Here is a 13,455-nt window from a genome sequence, read left to right as displayed (position 1 = left end):
GCCTGACATGAAACGCGAAGACCTCACGGAAAAGCTGCTCGACATCAAGCGCGAGAAGGGCTGGAGCTGGAAGCACATCTGCGAGCAGATCGGCGGCTACTCGGAGGTGCTCATTGTGGGCGCCATCCTCGGCCAGATGAAATTGACGAAGCCGCAGGCCGCCAACGCCGCTGAACTGTTCGGCCTGTCGAAGTCCGAGACCACCATGCTGAACGAAACGCCGATGCGCGGCATGCCGATGCCGCCGACCGATCCCCTGATCTATCGCTTCTACGAGCTGGTCATGGTTAACGGCCCGGCGTGGAAGGCGTTGATCGAGGAAGAGTACGGCGACGGCATCATGTCGGCGATTGACTTCGACATGGTGATGGAGCGCCTGCCGAACCCGAAGGGCGACCGCGTCAAGATCACGATGTCTGGCAAGTTCCTGCCGTACAAATATTACGGCGCCAGCGGCAACGTGCCGGAGTATGGCTTCAAGGAGGGCTGATTGGGGCGAATGGCGAATAGGCCCGATTCGCTATTCGCCACTCCCCATTATTTCCCCGCCTTCACTTCAGCCGCCGCCACCGCAATCAGCTCGCTCATTTTGGCGCGAATCGCCTGCTCGGTGACCGCGACGCTCTTGGCGGCGAAATCGGCCGTGACCTTGCGCAGGACGTCGCCATCGCCGGCCTCCTCGAAGTCGGCCGCAACGACCTCTTTGGCGTAGGCCGCGGCGGCGTCGCCGGTGATACCGAGCTTTTCGGCCGCCCACAGGCCGAGCAGCCGGTTGCGGCGGGCTTCCGCCTTGAATTTCTGCTCCTCGTCGAGGGCGAACTTCTTCTCAAAGCCTTCCTCGCGCTTGTCGAACGTGGTCATGCCTGTCCCAATCCCCTGCTGAACGGAGCGGAGCCTGCGTTGCGGCGACCCCGGTGCATGCCTAGATAGGGGGCACGAATCGGCAAAACAACGAGCCGTTAAGCCGCAGGCAAGGTGGTATAAGTTGGCATCGGATGAGCCGGATCGATTGTGCTGGGACAGCCAATCGGATAGGTTGCCTAAAGCTTGGTTCCTGTTCTGTTTCCGCGGGTTCCAGGCTGTTCACGGCAGCTCCGCTGTGGGTCGTAATCCTAGTAACCGGAGCACACCAAATACATGGATTTCAACAAAACACGGTACATCCCCATGAGCCGTCGGCGTCGCATTTATGAAGGCAAGGCAAAGGTTCTTTACGAAGGCCCGGAGCCCGGCACCCTGATCCAGCACTTCAAGGATGACGCCACCGCGTTCAATGCGAAAAAGCATCAGGTGATCGAGGGCAAGGGTGTCCTCAACAACCGGATCTCGGAGTACCTGTTTCAGCACCTCAACGACATCGGGGTGCCGACCCACTTCATCCGCCGCCTCAACATGCGCGAGCAGTTGATTCGCGAAGTCGAGATCGTGCCGCTGGAAGTGGTGGTGCGGAACGTTGCCGCCGGCTCGCTGTCGCAGCGCCTCGGCATCGAGGAAGGCACGCAGCTGCCGCGCTCGATCATCGAATTCTACTACAAGAACGACCAGCTCAACGACCCCATGGTGTCGGAAGAGCACATCACCGCGTTCGGCTGGGCGACGCCGCAGGAGATCGACGACATCATGGCGCTCGCCATCCGTGTCAACGACTTCCTCACCGGCCTCTTCCTCGGCATCGGCATCCGTCTCGTCGACTTCAAGATGGAATGCGGGCGCCTGTTCGAGAACGAGATGATGCGGATCATCGTCGCCGATGAGATCTCGCCGGACTCCTGCCGTCTGTGGGACATCAAGTCGAACGAGAAGCTCGACAAGGATCGTTTCCGCCGCGACCTCGGTGGCCTGCTCGAGGCCTACACCGAAGTGGCAAAGCGCCTCGGCATCCTCATGGAGAACGAGCGTCCGGCGGGCTCCGGCCCGGTGCTGGTGAAGAGCTAAGGGGATTTCGACGTGAAGGCACGTGTCACCGTTACCTTGAAGACGGGTATCCTCGATCCGCAAGGAAAGGCCATCGAAGGCGCGCTGAAGTCGCTTGGCGTCGACGGCGTCGCCAGCGTCCGTCAGGGCAAGGTGTTTGACATCGAGCTCGCCGGCGCGGACAAGGCCAAGGCGGAGGCGGCGTTGAAGGACGCCGCCGACAAGCTGCTGGCGAATACCGTGATCGAGAACTATCGGGTCGAACTCTTGGGATGAGGCGAGCGATTGCCGTCATCGCTTGTTTGATCTCGGTTGCCTCATTTTCGAAAGCCTTGGCCCAGGATTCGACCTGCAGTCCCGTAATAGCTTCCGGTGCGGGTCTTCTCCAGGAATGCGGGAAGCAGCTTTATTCGTTCAATCTGAGTCTTTCGGAAACAAAGCTGGGCGTCTCTGGCATCAAGCGGGAGGCCGGCTCGGATATGCACGGGCGTTTTGGGTTTTCATGTACCGTTGAGCCGATGTGTGCGAACGAGCCGAAAGTCGGAGGGTTCTTCGTAGATCCGGCTGGATGGTTGAGTAGTTCCAAGGATGAGTGGGCCATTTTTCAGGTCCTGCAGAACATGCCCTGGCCCGGTGGTAGCCCGCCGCCAATACCCAACGCCTCCTGTCCGGTATTCGATGTTTCGATAGGTGGCCTGGATGGTCGGGCGGTTTGTATTAGTGAAGGGAAGGACAGCACTGTTCTGATCGTCGCGGCGGAGGACCGTGTTGGATTCTTGCTGCACATCTATCAGGCCGATACCCCTGCGTCCGTCCTGAAGGCAAGAGTGCTCGAAATGCTACCGCGGTTCGAGATCGAGCGAGCGACCGGTGAGCTAGGGCTAAAGAGGTGGCTCAGATGAATCCGCCGTTCTCGTCCTCCTGGAAAGCAATCGCGAGCGCGACACGGCACTGAAGCCGGTCTACAGCCATCCGACGCGGCGGAAGCGCCAGTACAATCCGATGCAGGTGAGCGCCATCATTCCCATCACGATGAAGTAGCCGTATTCCAGCTGGAGCTCCGGGATGTACTTGAAGTTCATCCCGTAGATGCCGGCGACTGCGGTCGGGACGGCGAGGATCGCAAGCCACGAGGCGAGCTTCTTGGAGACCGCGGTCTCCTGGGCCTGGCCGACCAGCAGGCTCGCTTCGAAGGCGAAGGCCAGCACCTCGCGCATGGAATCGATGCGCTCCTGGATGTTGCGGACGTGATCGGTGACGTCGCGGAACAGGGTCTGCATGGCCGGGCGCACCATTGACAGCTCGTCATGCTCCAGCCGGCGGCAGACTTCGACCAGGGGCCCGATGGCGTTTCGCAGCCGCAGCAAGTCGCGGCGCAGCATGTACAGCCGCTCGATCTGCGCCTTGGTGATCGCGTTCGAGAGCACGTAGTCCTCGATCTCCTCGACCTCCTCGTGAATGCTCTCGAGCACGGGAGAGTAGTTGTCGACGATGAAATCGAGGATCGCATAGAGGATGTAGTCCTCGCCGCGGGCGAGCGCGCGCGGGCAGCTCTCGCAGCGCTCGCGCACTGCCGTGTAGGAGGTCGAGGCGCCGTGACGGACCGTCACGAGATAGCCATCGCCGATGAAGATGTGAGTCTCGCCGAAGGCGATCCGGCCCTCGATCAATTGCGCCGTGCGCGCAACGATGAACAGGGCCTCGCCATATTGCTCGATCTTGGGCCGCTGATGGGCGTTGTTGGCGTCCTCGATGGCGAGCTCGTGCAGGTCGAACTGCTTCTGCACCGCGCCGAGCAGCGCCATGTCGGGCTCGTGCAGTCCAATCCAGACCACATGGCCGGGCTTTGCCCGCCAGCTGGAGGCCTCGCTGATGGCGATGTTGGCGACGCGCCGGCCGTCGACATAGGCGCCGGCGGCGACGACGCCCTCGGCGGACACCGGTTCGGATTGGGATGTGGGCAGCGACGGGACATTCATGGCATCAATCCCGGGCAAAATCGTTGGGCAGACGTGCCGTGGCTATGGCCTGTGTACAAGGCCGCCCGGCGAGGCTAGCACTGGTAAAATTCCCGTCAAATGGCTATGTCTCTTCACGATTTGGCCCCCCGCTGGCCAACCCGATTCCCAGCACGCGTTGGAACCTGAACCATGAAAGCCGCCATCCTCGTCTTTCCCGGAATCAACCGCGAGCGCGACATGGCGCGCGCGCTGAGGCTGATCTCGGGCCATGAGCCGACGATGGTGTGGCACGCCGAGACCTCGCTGCCGGCCGGCACCGATCTCGTGGTCGTGCCGGGCGGCTTCTCCTATGGCGATTATCTTCGCTGTGGCGCGATTGCGGCGCGGGCGCCGGTGATGGATGCGGTGCGCGATTATGCGGCCAAGGGCGGCCTCGTGCTTGGCGTCTGCAACGGTTTTCAGATCCTCTGCGAATCCGGCCTGCTGCCGGGCGTCTTGATGCGCAACGCGCGGCTGAAGTTCATCTGCAAGGACGTCCATCTGCGCGTCGAGCGCTCCGACACCCCGTTCACCCGCGGCTACAACGCCGGTCAGGTGATCCGCGTGCCGGTCGCGCATGGCGAGGGCAATTACGAGGCGGATGAAGAGACCATCAAGCGGCTCGAAGGCGAGGGCCGGGTGCTCTATCGCTACTGCTCCACCGATGGCGTGGTCGACGAGAGCCACAACATCAACGGCGCGGCGCATTCCATCGCCGGCCTCGTCAACGACAAGGGCAACGTGCTGGGCATGATGCCGCATCCTGAAAACCACGTCGAAGACATCATGGGCTGCACCGACGGCCGCGGCCTGTTCGCAGGCCTCGTTCAGCATCTGGACAAGGCCGCGTGATTTCATTCGTGTTGAAGCGGCTGTCGGCCGCCATTGCTGTCGTTGCGTTTGCAACTGCTGCGTTCGCGCAGGATTTTCCCAAGCGTCCGATCACCATGATCGTGCCGTTCGCGGCCGGCGGCACGTCGGACGTGATCGCGCGCACCGTCGCCGAGCAGATGGGCGTCGCGCTCGGCCAGACCATCGTGATCGAGAACGTCGCCGGCGCCGGCGGCTCGACCGCGCTGGCGCGCGCCTCCCGCGCCGAGCCGGATGGCTACACCATCGCGATCGGCAATGCCGGCACCAATGCCGCGACCTATACCATCTATCCAAAACTGCCGTTCACGCCGGATTCCTTTGTGCCGATCGCGATGGTGGCGAAGACCTTCGGCATCATTGCGCTGCGCAAGGATTTCCCAGCGAAGGATTTGAAGGAGTTCGTCGCCTACGCCAAGGCGAACCCCGGCAAGATCAATCTCGGCCATGCCGGCGTCGGCTCGTCGAACTACCTCATTTGCAAGAGCTTCGTGACGGCGGCCGGGATCGACGCCACGCTGGTCGGCTATCGCGGCGCATCGCCCGCGCTGACGGACGCGATCGGCAGCCAGATCGACGGTGTCTGCGATGCGGCGGCCTCCGTCTCGCAGTCGATCAACGAGAAGCTGGTGAGGGGGCTCGTGGTCGGCTCGACCGTGCGGCTTGCCACGTTGCCTGATCTGCCGACATCTGCGGAAGCGGGCCTGCCCGAATTCGAGGCGCAGGGCTGGAACGGCCTGTTCGCCCCCAAGAACACACCGCCGGCCATCATCGCCAGGCTGAATGCCGCCGCGCGCACCGCGGTGGAAACCGACGCGGTGAAGAAGCGTTTTGCCGAACTCTCGACCGTCGCACCCGACGACAATGAGCACACGCCCGAGTTGCTCCAGCAACTCGTGACGCGCGACGTCGAGAAATACCGGAAATTGCTTGCGGACGACGCCAAATAATTGCCGCGTCGATTCTCCGTCTCATGAACCTCCACAGCGATCGGCGCGACTGAATCCACGTCGCCATCAAGGCGCGTGCGTTCGAGGTCGCTTTTTTGCGGAGAGGAGCAACTCAAAGTTGTTCCGTCGCGCCAGTTGCGATATCAGGAATCTTGCGCTGTCGTTGTGCTTTCGGATGTCACATGCCCGTCGCTTTGATCGTTCTGCTGCTCGATATTTCGCTGATCTACCACGCCTCGCGAACCGGACGCCTTCAGCCCTGGGCCTTTATCATTCTGATGGTGCCGCTGATTGGCGCGTTCGCCTATATCGCGGTCGAGCTCATTCCAGAATGGTTTTCGAGCCCCGGCGCGCGGCAGGCGCGCCAGCGCGTCGCCAGCCGGCTCGATCCCGAGAAGCGCTATCGTGAGCTGTCCGATCGGCTGGCCGGCACGGACACCATCGCCAATCGCGCGGCGCTGGCGGAAGAGTGCGCGAAGATCGGCCGCTTCAGTGAAGCCGAGCAGCACTATGACCACATTTTGACACTGCCGATGGGCCACGATCCCCTCTATGCACTGGGCAAGGCGCAGGCCGAGTTTTCCGCCAAGCGCCCGGCCGACGCGCTCGCCACGCTCGACGATCTCCAGAAGCAATGGCCGGATTTCGACTCAGCGGATGCGCATCTGCTCTACGCCCGCGCGCTCGCCGAGGTCGGCCGCCTCGATGAGGCGCTCGAGGAATTTCACGCCGTCGCCGACTACTTCCCGGGCGCCGAAGCGCGGGTGCGCTACGGCATGCTGCTGCAAATGGTCGGCCGCACTGCCGAGGCGCGCCTGGTCTTCAACGAGCTGTTGATCCAGATGCGGCGCGCGCCAAAATATCTGCGCGAGGCGCAGGCCGAGTGGCTGTCGATCGCCGAGAAGCAGATCTCGGCGTGATCTGGCGAAAGAAGCCGTATCTGCCGGCGCATTCGGCTCAGTCTAAAGCGCGATGAGATTGGGATGAATCGTCATCGCGCTTTAGGTTGTTGTTTGAGCATGATCTTTTCGGAAAACCGCTGCACACTTTTCTGGATCATGCTCTAGTTCTTGCAGAGCGCCTCGCCCACGCTAATCCTTTCTGGAGTCGGCGATAGGCCGGAAAAATTGTCAACGGCAGCCGCCGCCGCGACCAGGCGGTCGGCGTCTTCCGATCTCAGAAACCTGCGCGCGACTTGCTGTTTGGCGACAGTTTTCACGGCGCAGGCATACCCCGCCTGGGTGCCGTATCGCTCCTCCAACGACGGCCTCGGATCGCCGGCGGCCTCTCGGTCGCTTTTCAGCTTGGCGAATGGGATGTAACCCCCGGTCAATCCGCCGCCACAAGGCTGGCCCTTGAAGAATCCGGTCGCCGTCGCATTCCATCCGGTATAGGTCCCGAGCGGTACCTGATGCAGGACCGAGGCCACGCCGGCCATTTCGTTCCCGTCCTGATTAACGCGAGGCATCAGAGCGGGGATGATTTGCCTGATGGTCGGCGGTTGTTGCGTGATGACGCCTGAAAAATTTTGGTAGTCCAGACTCTTTCCGAAGTCGTAGTCGAATAGCCCAACCGCCATACCGGTGGGCGATGGCACGCCGGGGATCGACGGAAAGTGCATGGCTTCCATCGTATTGGGAACGAGATCGCCACGAGCCAATGTTGGATAGACGCTTGGCGGCGGCTCCGTTCCCTTCACGACCCAATCAACCAACGCGATTTGCAGCGCGTTCATCGTTTCATCTTCGGGATTGGGGTTCTGAGCAAGAACGCAACCGGCCGCTGGCCGGGTCGGCAGATCAAAGCCGCCTGGCCCTCCGCCGTGCGTGGTGCCTGGGAAATAGTAGCGTCTTACGTTTGCGGGGAGAGGGAGGTCGGCATTCCCATCGGTCCCTGTTTCAGCGACCGTCATCAATCGGGCATTGTATTCGCTTGCGCCAAACGTGTCGAAAATCTTCGGGCACGTTGCAGTCGCTGTACAGCGGTCCAGCAGGCTCGCCTCATGGCGCCCCCGCTTGGAGTCCGTGTAGGAGGTCCACCACAGCACGCCTTCTCCGCCGGGCTCGTAAAGGGTGCCAGAGCCGCTCGGCAATCCAAAGCGCACGTTGGCGGACGTCAGCCTCCCGGCAATGTGGGGGTTGGCGCCGTCGAATACGCGGCGTTTTCTGTTCGTCCTGGTTGAAGCCGAGCAGGATGAACGTTTTCAACGCGTTCCCCGACTGCGAAATCCCTTGCACGACCGTGTGATGGATTCTTCCCGCAATCGGGTTTGGCGTCCCCTCATCGTCGGCGGCTTCAAAGCGGAAGAACGAAGCAACATCCCGCATGGCGGCAAAGCCAACACCCAATACCTTGGGGTCTTTTGCCTCGTAGACGAGTTGATAAAGCAGGTTCGGATCGAATCCATTTTTGAGACACAGCGAACGCGGATTAGGCTCGCCCGGAAAAGGAACTTTCGTGCAGTCGGCGAAGGCCCAATCGCTGCCAGGGATGCTGTCTGAGGCGCTAGTTTCGCCAGTGCGTGTTTCTGAGCTTCTCGTCATCAAGTGAGCTTTTGCCGTATCGAGTGAAGCGGCATCGTAAGGGATCAACGTCGCGAGCATCCCCAGCGGACGGGTGTTCACGCCCTTGGGCACGTTGGCGATACGTGCCAAAACGACCCCCGTGATCGAAGATCCGTCCGCATTGCGCGCGACAGGAACCTGGACGGTCCAATTGTCTGTCGTCTGCTCAATATCGCCCTGCCAACCGCTGATCAGCGCCACGTGGCCAAAATCCTGCGGCTTGGTGGCAGATGGCCCAATTGAACTCGGGCTGTTGTTCATGGCGACCGGACGACCGCGATTGACGACGTCGTACCAGAGCACACCGCTCGCGTTGCGCATGTCCTTCGGCTTGGTCAAAGTGAAACGAGATACGTATTCGACCCGACCGCGTGCATTCAGCGGTGCGTATTGGATGTCGGTGATGACGGCGTTGAGGGGGTCTTTGGGATCGAGTTCTCCGTAAGCGCGACCCGAGAGACTCTCATTGCGCCCGTCGGGAAGCGCGATCGTCTGATCGACGACAATACGGGCCACCCGCGCCGTCGCTTCATCGCCGATAGACAAGGCGATCATCAGAACACCAATCGAGATGCGAGCCGGATGAATCATTGATCAGGTTTCCTCACGGTCGAGCTGATGCAACGAACCTCGCTTGGCGTTGCCGCATCGGTCAACCGAATCCTGGTCTCACAGCGGGCTCGGGATCGTGCCTCCTTGATTGCGCCGCAGCAGATTTCGCAAGGAGCGCGTTCCAGTCAAATCAGGTGGCAACGGCACCCGCCGCCGGCACCTTCCGCTTCACCCGTTTGATCGTGCCGGAGAAGGTGAACAGCCGGCGCTCGCCGGCCGTCATCTCGCCCCGCAGGAAGATCAGCGAACCGCCGGCGCGGGTGACCTCGCCGGTGCACTCGATCAGCTCGCCCTCATGCCCGGCATCGAGGAATTCGCAGGCGAAATTGACGGTCACGCCCTTGCTGTTCAGCGCGTTGCGGCCGATCGCGAACAGACAATAATCGGCGAAGGCCATGAAGCAGCCGCCATGGACGTTCTGGGACCCGTTGAGGTGTTTCTTCTCGACCCGGAAGGCGCAGCGGACGCGGCCGTCCGCGTCCATCCGGTGCCAGAAGGGGCCGATATGGTTCTCAAAGCTGTCACGGATCCAGGTCTGCCAGCCCGCGAATTCCCCCTCGGTCGCAACATGCAGCTCCGGGCGGGCGGAAGGGACCGTTTTGGTCAATTCATGCAAGGAAATGGGCCTTCAATTGCGGGTCTTCAGTCCTTAAATCCGATCCGTCCGCGCCGTGCAATTCCTGTTCCTGCGCCCCCCGGCCGCAAAACGTGGGACAGCGGGAAAATGCGCCATAAAGGGCTTTTCGGAAGCCCCCGATGTTCCTAAGAACGGCCAACCGCCGCCGAAAGCCCCGAATCCATGAAGAACGAACCCAAGATCACCCCCGAACTGGTTGCCGCCCACGGGCTCAAGCCCGACGAGTACGAGCGCATCCTGAAGCTGATCGGGCGGGAGCCGACCTTCACCGAGCTCGGCATCTTCTCGGCGATGTGGAACGAGCACTGCTCGTACAAATCCTCGCGCCTCCATTTGAAGGGGCTGCCAACCAAGGCGCCCTGGGTGATCCAGGGACCAGGCGAGAACGCCGGCGTGATCGACATCGGCGACGGCCAGGCCGTGGTCTTCAAGATGGAGAGCCACAACCACCCGAGCTATATCGAGCCGTATCAGGGCGCGACCACCGGCGTCGGCGGCATTCTGCGCGACGTCTTCACCATGGGCGCGCGCCCGATCGCCTGCCTCAATGCGCTGAGTTTTGGCGCGCCCGAGCATGCCAAGACCCGGCATCTCGTCTCCGGCGTGGTCGCAGGCGTTGGCGGCTACGGCAATTCCTTCGGCGTGCCCACGGTCGGCGGCCAGGTGCGCTTCCACACCCGCTATGACGGCAACATCCTCGTCAATGCGATGGCGGTCGGCCTCGCCGATACCGACAAGATTTTCTACGCTGCGGCTTCCGGCGTGAACATGCCGATCGTCTATCTCGGCTCCAAGACGGGGCGCGACGGCATTCACGGCGCCTCGATGGCCTCGGCCGAGTTCGACGACAAGTCCGAGGAGAAGCGTCCGACCGTGCAGGTCGGTGATCCCTTCGCCGAGAAGCTGCTGCTCGAGGCCTGCCTCGAGATCATGGAAGCCGATTGCGTGATCGCGATCCAGGACATGGGCGCGGCGGGGCTGACCTGTTCGGCGGTGGAGATGGGCGCCAAGGGCGACCTCGGCGTCGACCTCAATCTTGATGCGGTGCCGACGCGCGAGACCGGCATGAGTGCCTACGAAATGATGCTCTCGGAGAGCCAGGAGCGCATGCTCATGGTGCTCAAGCCCGAGAAGGAAAAGGAAGCCGAGGCGATTTTCAAGAAGTGGGGGCTCGACTTCGCCGTGGTCGGCTACACCACGCCGAGCAAGCGCTTCGTGGTCAAGCATGGCGGCGACGTCATGGCCGATCTGCCGATCAAGGAGCTCGGCGACGAGGCGCCGCTCTATGACCGGCCGCATGTCCCCTCGGCGGCGCTGCCGGTCGTGCACGCGCGCGAGGTGCCTGCACCGATGGGCGTCGGTGCCGCGCTGGAGAAGCTGATCGGCACGCCCGATATGTGCAGCAAGCGCTGGGTCTGGGAGCAGTACGACCACGTCATCCTCGGCAACACCATGCAGCGCCCGGGCGGCGATGCCGCCGTGGTGCGCGTGCAGGACGGACCGAAGGGGCTGGCGCTGACCGTCGACGTCACGCCGCGCTATTGCGAGGCCGATCCCTATCAGGGCGGCATGCAGGCCGTGGCGGAAGCCTGGCGCAACATCACCGCTGTCGGCGGCAAGCCGCTCGCGATCACCGACAATCTCAATTTCGGCAATCCGGAGCGGCCCGAGATCATGGGCCAGTTCGTCGGCTGCCTGAAGGGCATTGCGGACGCCTGCCGCGCGCTCGACTTCCCGGTCGTCTCCGGCAACGTCTCGCTCTACAACGAGACCAATGGCCGCGCGATCCTGCCGACGCCCTCGATCGGCGGTGTCGGCCTGCTCGACGACTTCACCAAATCCGCTTCGCTCGCCTTCAAGGCTGAGGGGGAGGCGATCCTCCTGATCGGCGAGACCCATGGCTGGCTCGGCCAGTCGGTCTATCTGCGCGACATCTGCGGTCGCGAGGAGGGCGCACCGCCGCCGGTCGATCTTGCCGCCGAGAAGCGTAACGGCGACTGTTTGCGTGGGATGATCCATGCGGGCACCGCGACCGCCGCGCATGATCTCTCGGATGGCGGCCTGCTGGTCGCACTCGCCGAGATGGCGATGGCGAGCGGCATCGGCGCGAAACTGCTTGCGGCACCTAGCTCGCTCGTCTCGCAAGCCTATTGGTTCGGTGAGGACCAGGCGCGCTATCTCGTCACCGTGCCGGAGGCCGAGGCCGGCCGCGTGCTCGCCAAGATGCGCGGCTGTGAGGTGCCCTGCGTGCGGATCGGCACCACCGGTGGTGATGCGATTGCGATCGCGGGCGAGGCGCCGGTCGCGATCGACACGCTGCGGGCCTCGTTCGAGCGCTGGCTGCCGGAGTATATGGGCGGGATGGCGGCGTAAGACGCCGCCACAATCTCAGACCCGTAGCCCGGATGGAGCGAAGAGGTTGGGCAAGTATTCGCGACAGCCGTCTATGGGTAGAATATTGTTCGCATTGCGCTGGCGCGCCGCAACCGCCGCAGAATTTTAGTCATGCGAACCAGCGCGGCCGAGAATGAATTTCCACTCGATTGAGAGCTGATCGAATACTTGCCCGGCCTCGAAGCGCAATCCGGGACCACTTTGCTTGTGGCAAGACCCCGGATTTCGCTGCGCTCCATCCGGGCTACGATCACGTCTACAACACGTGCGAGGCGCCTGGAATCTTCCGTAACGCCGCCGTCACGCCCCAGCTCAGCAGCACCGTGAGCACGAAGCCGATCGCGGCCTTCATGATCGCAGGCCACTCGTAGTCGAACAGCGCGTATTGCAGCCACAGGGCGATCGGGTAGTGCACCAGGAACATGCCGTAGGCATCCGCCTGCATGCGGTCGAGCAGGTTCGGGCCCGGCGCCTTTGAATGCAGGAAGAAGGCGAGGATCGCGAGCAGGATCGCGGCCGAGAACAGCACGAACAGCGTGCCGTAGATCGCCTGATACCAGTGCGGCTGTACGTCGGGATTCCCGAGGATCTCGCGCTTGATGTAGATCATGCCCCACATCAGGCAGTACGGGATCAGCGTCGCGACCACCCAGAGCCAGCGGCTCTTCGGCAGTTGGCCGTCGGCGCCGAGGATGCCGTGATCGAAATTCGCCGCGCCCACGCTCACGCCAATGAAGAAATAGGCGAAGTAGAGCAGGATGCGGCTCGCCTGCACCGAGAACGGTCCGAACTCGAACCATCTGTTGCCGCCGAAATAGAGCAGCGCCGGCACGTAGACGATTGTTGTGATAACGACGAGTGTCAGCCAGAACACGACCGGCCGTTCAAATCCGCGAAGTGAAACGCGGTTGATCGGATCGACCAGGTGCACGGAGACCCGGTAGAGCAGGCTCGCGGTGAGGTCGAATGCGAGCAGCACCCACACGAACCAGACCGGGCCGCTTGGCCACGGTCCAACCGTCACCGTCTTCCACCAGAACGCTGTGAAGGTTAGCTCGGGGTTTTGGCGCAGTGCGATCGCGTAATAGGCGAGCGGGATGACCGTGAGGGCCGCGATCGCAAACGGCAGCCCCAGCCGCAGCAGGCGGTCGCGCAGGAAGACCGACGGCGCCTTGCGCGCGATGCCCGGCCAGGTGAACAGCCCCGACAGGAAGAAGAACATCGCCATGAAGAAGCTGTCGGTGGCGAGCACGACGATGTCGAAGCCGATCCAGGAGGTCGGGTCGGTGTGCCCGAAATAGGTATAGGGAATGACGGCGTGATGCAGCAGCACCACCAGCGTCAGGAAGGTGCGGGCGCGGTCGAGCGACAAATTGCGCGCCTTGGCCTTTGGCGCGGCGTGAACATCGGCGCCGACCGTCGCCGAATGTGACATCGTAATCATGGCCGCCCCGGTTGCGCTCCTGTCCCAACCGGACTCTGCAACCGGGAACCCGATTCAGCAAGTGCAGTTT

Annotated in this window: 14 protein-coding genes; 8 read left to right on the top strand and 6 right to left on the bottom strand. The window is 62.5% G+C overall.

What is annotated here, in order from left to right; genetic code table 11:
- The first annotated feature begins 7 nt into the window (after nucleotides 1–7).
- The gene (gene cynS, locus UP06_RS36705; RefSeq protein WP_045008517.1) at nucleotides 8–490 is read left to right on the top strand and encodes a cyanase; all 483 of its coding nucleotides are present in this window, start codon (nucleotides 8–10) and stop codon (nucleotides 488–490) included.
- Between the two features lie 47 nt (nucleotides 491–537).
- Here the strand turns inward: cynS and UP06_RS36700 are convergent, their stop codons facing one another.
- Nucleotides 538–861, bottom strand: a complete 324-nt coding sequence (locus tag UP06_RS36700; protein ID WP_045008516.1) for a DUF1476 domain-containing protein — start codon at nucleotides 859–861, stop codon at nucleotides 538–540.
- Nucleotides 862–1,167: 306 nt separating this feature from the next.
- Here UP06_RS36700 and purC point away from each other — a divergent pair, with 306 nt between their 5' ends.
- The 3 genes from purC to UP06_RS36685 are packed head-to-tail and all read left to right on the top strand — an operon-like array spanning nucleotide 1,168 to nucleotide 2,816.
- The gene (gene purC, locus UP06_RS36695; protein WP_008974302.1) at nucleotides 1,168–1,935 is read left to right on the top strand and encodes a phosphoribosylaminoimidazolesuccinocarboxamide synthase; all 768 of its coding nucleotides are present in this window, start codon (nucleotides 1,168–1,170) and stop codon (nucleotides 1,933–1,935) included.
- A 12-nt stretch (nucleotides 1,936–1,947) separates the two neighbouring features.
- Nucleotides 1,948–2,190: a phosphoribosylformylglycinamidine synthase subunit PurS gene (gene purS / locus UP06_RS36690; RefSeq protein ID WP_008135030.1), complete on the top strand. Its 243-nt coding sequence runs from the start codon at nucleotides 1,948–1,950 to the stop codon at nucleotides 2,188–2,190.
- Nucleotides 2,187–2,816, top strand: coding sequence for a hypothetical protein (locus UP06_RS36685; RefSeq protein WP_045008515.1), 630 nt, complete (start codon nucleotides 2,187–2,189; stop codon nucleotides 2,814–2,816). Before purS ends, UP06_RS36685 begins: the two co-directional genes overlap by 4 nt.
- 60 nt (nucleotides 2,817–2,876) lie before the next feature.
- On the opposite strand, the gene corA is transcribed toward UP06_RS36685, so the two are convergent.
- Nucleotides 2,877–3,893: a magnesium/cobalt transporter CorA gene (gene corA, locus UP06_RS36680; protein ID WP_045008514.1), complete on the bottom strand. Its 1,017-nt coding sequence runs from the start codon at nucleotides 3,891–3,893 to the stop codon at nucleotides 2,877–2,879.
- Between the two features lie 171 nt (nucleotides 3,894–4,064).
- On the opposite strand from corA, the gene purQ reads away from it, so the two are divergent.
- The 3 genes from purQ (at nucleotide 4,065) to UP06_RS36665 (ending at nucleotide 6,654) form a co-directional block, all read left to right on the top strand.
- Complete coding sequence (gene purQ / locus UP06_RS36675) at nucleotides 4,065–4,766, top strand: phosphoribosylformylglycinamidine synthase subunit PurQ (protein ID WP_045008513.1); 702 nt, start codon at nucleotides 4,065–4,067, stop codon at nucleotides 4,764–4,766.
- Entirely contained in the window at nucleotides 4,763–5,734 is a 972-nt protein-coding gene (locus UP06_RS36670) for a tripartite tricarboxylate transporter substrate binding protein BugD (protein WP_045008512.1), read from the top strand. The genes purQ and UP06_RS36670 overlap by 4 nt, the downstream gene beginning before the upstream one ends.
- A gap of 182 nt (nucleotides 5,735–5,916) precedes the next feature.
- Nucleotides 5,917–6,654: a tetratricopeptide repeat protein gene (locus UP06_RS36665; protein ID WP_045008511.1), complete on the top strand. Its 738-nt coding sequence runs from the start codon at nucleotides 5,917–5,919 to the stop codon at nucleotides 6,652–6,654.
- 143 nt (nucleotides 6,655–6,797) lie between these two features.
- Here UP06_RS36665 and UP06_RS42615 read toward each other — a convergent pair whose 3' ends face one another.
- From UP06_RS42615 to UP06_RS36655, 3 genes are all read right to left on the bottom strand, one after another.
- Nucleotides 6,798–7,853: an alpha/beta hydrolase domain-containing protein gene (locus UP06_RS42615; protein ID WP_502691642.1), complete on the bottom strand. Its 1,056-nt coding sequence runs from the start codon at nucleotides 7,851–7,853 to the stop codon at nucleotides 6,798–6,800.
- Nucleotides 7,735–8,889 carry an alpha/beta hydrolase domain-containing protein gene (locus UP06_RS42610; RefSeq protein WP_050032584.1) on the bottom strand — a complete coding sequence of 385 codons (1,155 nt, stop codon included), beginning with the start codon at nucleotides 8,887–8,889 and terminating at the stop codon, nucleotides 7,735–7,737. The genes UP06_RS42615 and UP06_RS42610 overlap by 119 nt, the downstream gene beginning before the upstream one ends.
- Nucleotides 8,890–9,040: 151 nt before the next feature.
- Nucleotides 9,041–9,526: a PaaI family thioesterase gene (locus tag UP06_RS36655; protein ID WP_045008510.1), complete on the bottom strand. Its 486-nt coding sequence runs from the start codon at nucleotides 9,524–9,526 to the stop codon at nucleotides 9,041–9,043.
- A 183-nt stretch (nucleotides 9,527–9,709) separates the two neighbouring features.
- Between UP06_RS36655 and purL the strand changes: the two genes are divergently transcribed.
- The gene (gene purL, locus UP06_RS36650) at nucleotides 9,710–11,920 is read left to right on the top strand and encodes a phosphoribosylformylglycinamidine synthase subunit PurL (protein ID WP_045008509.1); all 2,211 of its coding nucleotides are present in this window, start codon (nucleotides 9,710–9,712) and stop codon (nucleotides 11,918–11,920) included.
- Between the two features lie 277 nt (nucleotides 11,921–12,197).
- On the opposite strand, the gene UP06_RS36645 is transcribed toward purL, so the two are convergent.
- Nucleotides 12,198–13,385, bottom strand: a complete 1,188-nt coding sequence (locus UP06_RS36645) for an acyltransferase family protein (protein ID WP_045008508.1) — start codon at nucleotides 13,383–13,385, stop codon at nucleotides 12,198–12,200.
- Nucleotides 13,386–13,455: the final 70 nt, after the last annotated feature.

The sequence above is a fragment of the Bradyrhizobium sp. LTSP857 genome, from assembly GCF_000938285.1.
GTDB lineage: Bacteria > Pseudomonadota > Alphaproteobacteria > Rhizobiales > Xanthobacteraceae > Bradyrhizobium.
Note: the sequence above shows the minus strand (reverse complement) of the source record. Positions and strands in the feature narration are given on the sequence as shown.

Excerpts from the sequence above, each read along its gene's own strand:
- purL (WP_045008509.1), top strand. The coding sequence starts at position 9,710 with ATGAAGAACGAACCCAAGATCACCCCCGAACTGGTTGCCGCCCACGGG.
- UP06_RS36665 (WP_045008511.1), top strand. The coding sequence starts at position 5,917 with ATGCCCGTCGCTTTGATCGTTCTGCTGCTCGATATTTCGCTGATCTAC.
- UP06_RS36700 (WP_045008516.1), bottom strand. The coding sequence starts at position 861 with ATGACCACGTTCGACAAGCGCGAGGAAGGCTTTGAGAAGAAGTTCGCC.
- UP06_RS42610 (WP_050032584.1), bottom strand. The coding sequence starts at position 8,889 with ATGATTCATCCGGCTCGCATCTCGATTGGTGTTCTGATGATCGCCTTG.
- UP06_RS36645 (WP_045008508.1), bottom strand. The coding sequence starts at position 13,385 with ATGATTACGATGTCACATTCGGCGACGGTCGGCGCCGATGTTCACGCC.
- purC (WP_008974302.1), top strand. The coding sequence starts at position 1,168 with ATGAGCCGTCGGCGTCGCATTTATGAAGGCAAGGCAAAGGTTCTTTAC.
- UP06_RS36685 (WP_045008515.1), top strand. The coding sequence starts at position 2,187 with ATGAGGCGAGCGATTGCCGTCATCGCTTGTTTGATCTCGGTTGCCTCA.
- corA (WP_045008514.1), bottom strand. The coding sequence starts at position 3,893 with ATGAATGTCCCGTCGCTGCCCACATCCCAATCCGAACCGGTGTCCGCC.
- purQ (WP_045008513.1), top strand. The coding sequence starts at position 4,065 with ATGAAAGCCGCCATCCTCGTCTTTCCCGGAATCAACCGCGAGCGCGAC.
- cynS (WP_045008517.1), top strand. The coding sequence starts at position 8 with ATGAAACGCGAAGACCTCACGGAAAAGCTGCTCGACATCAAGCGCGAG.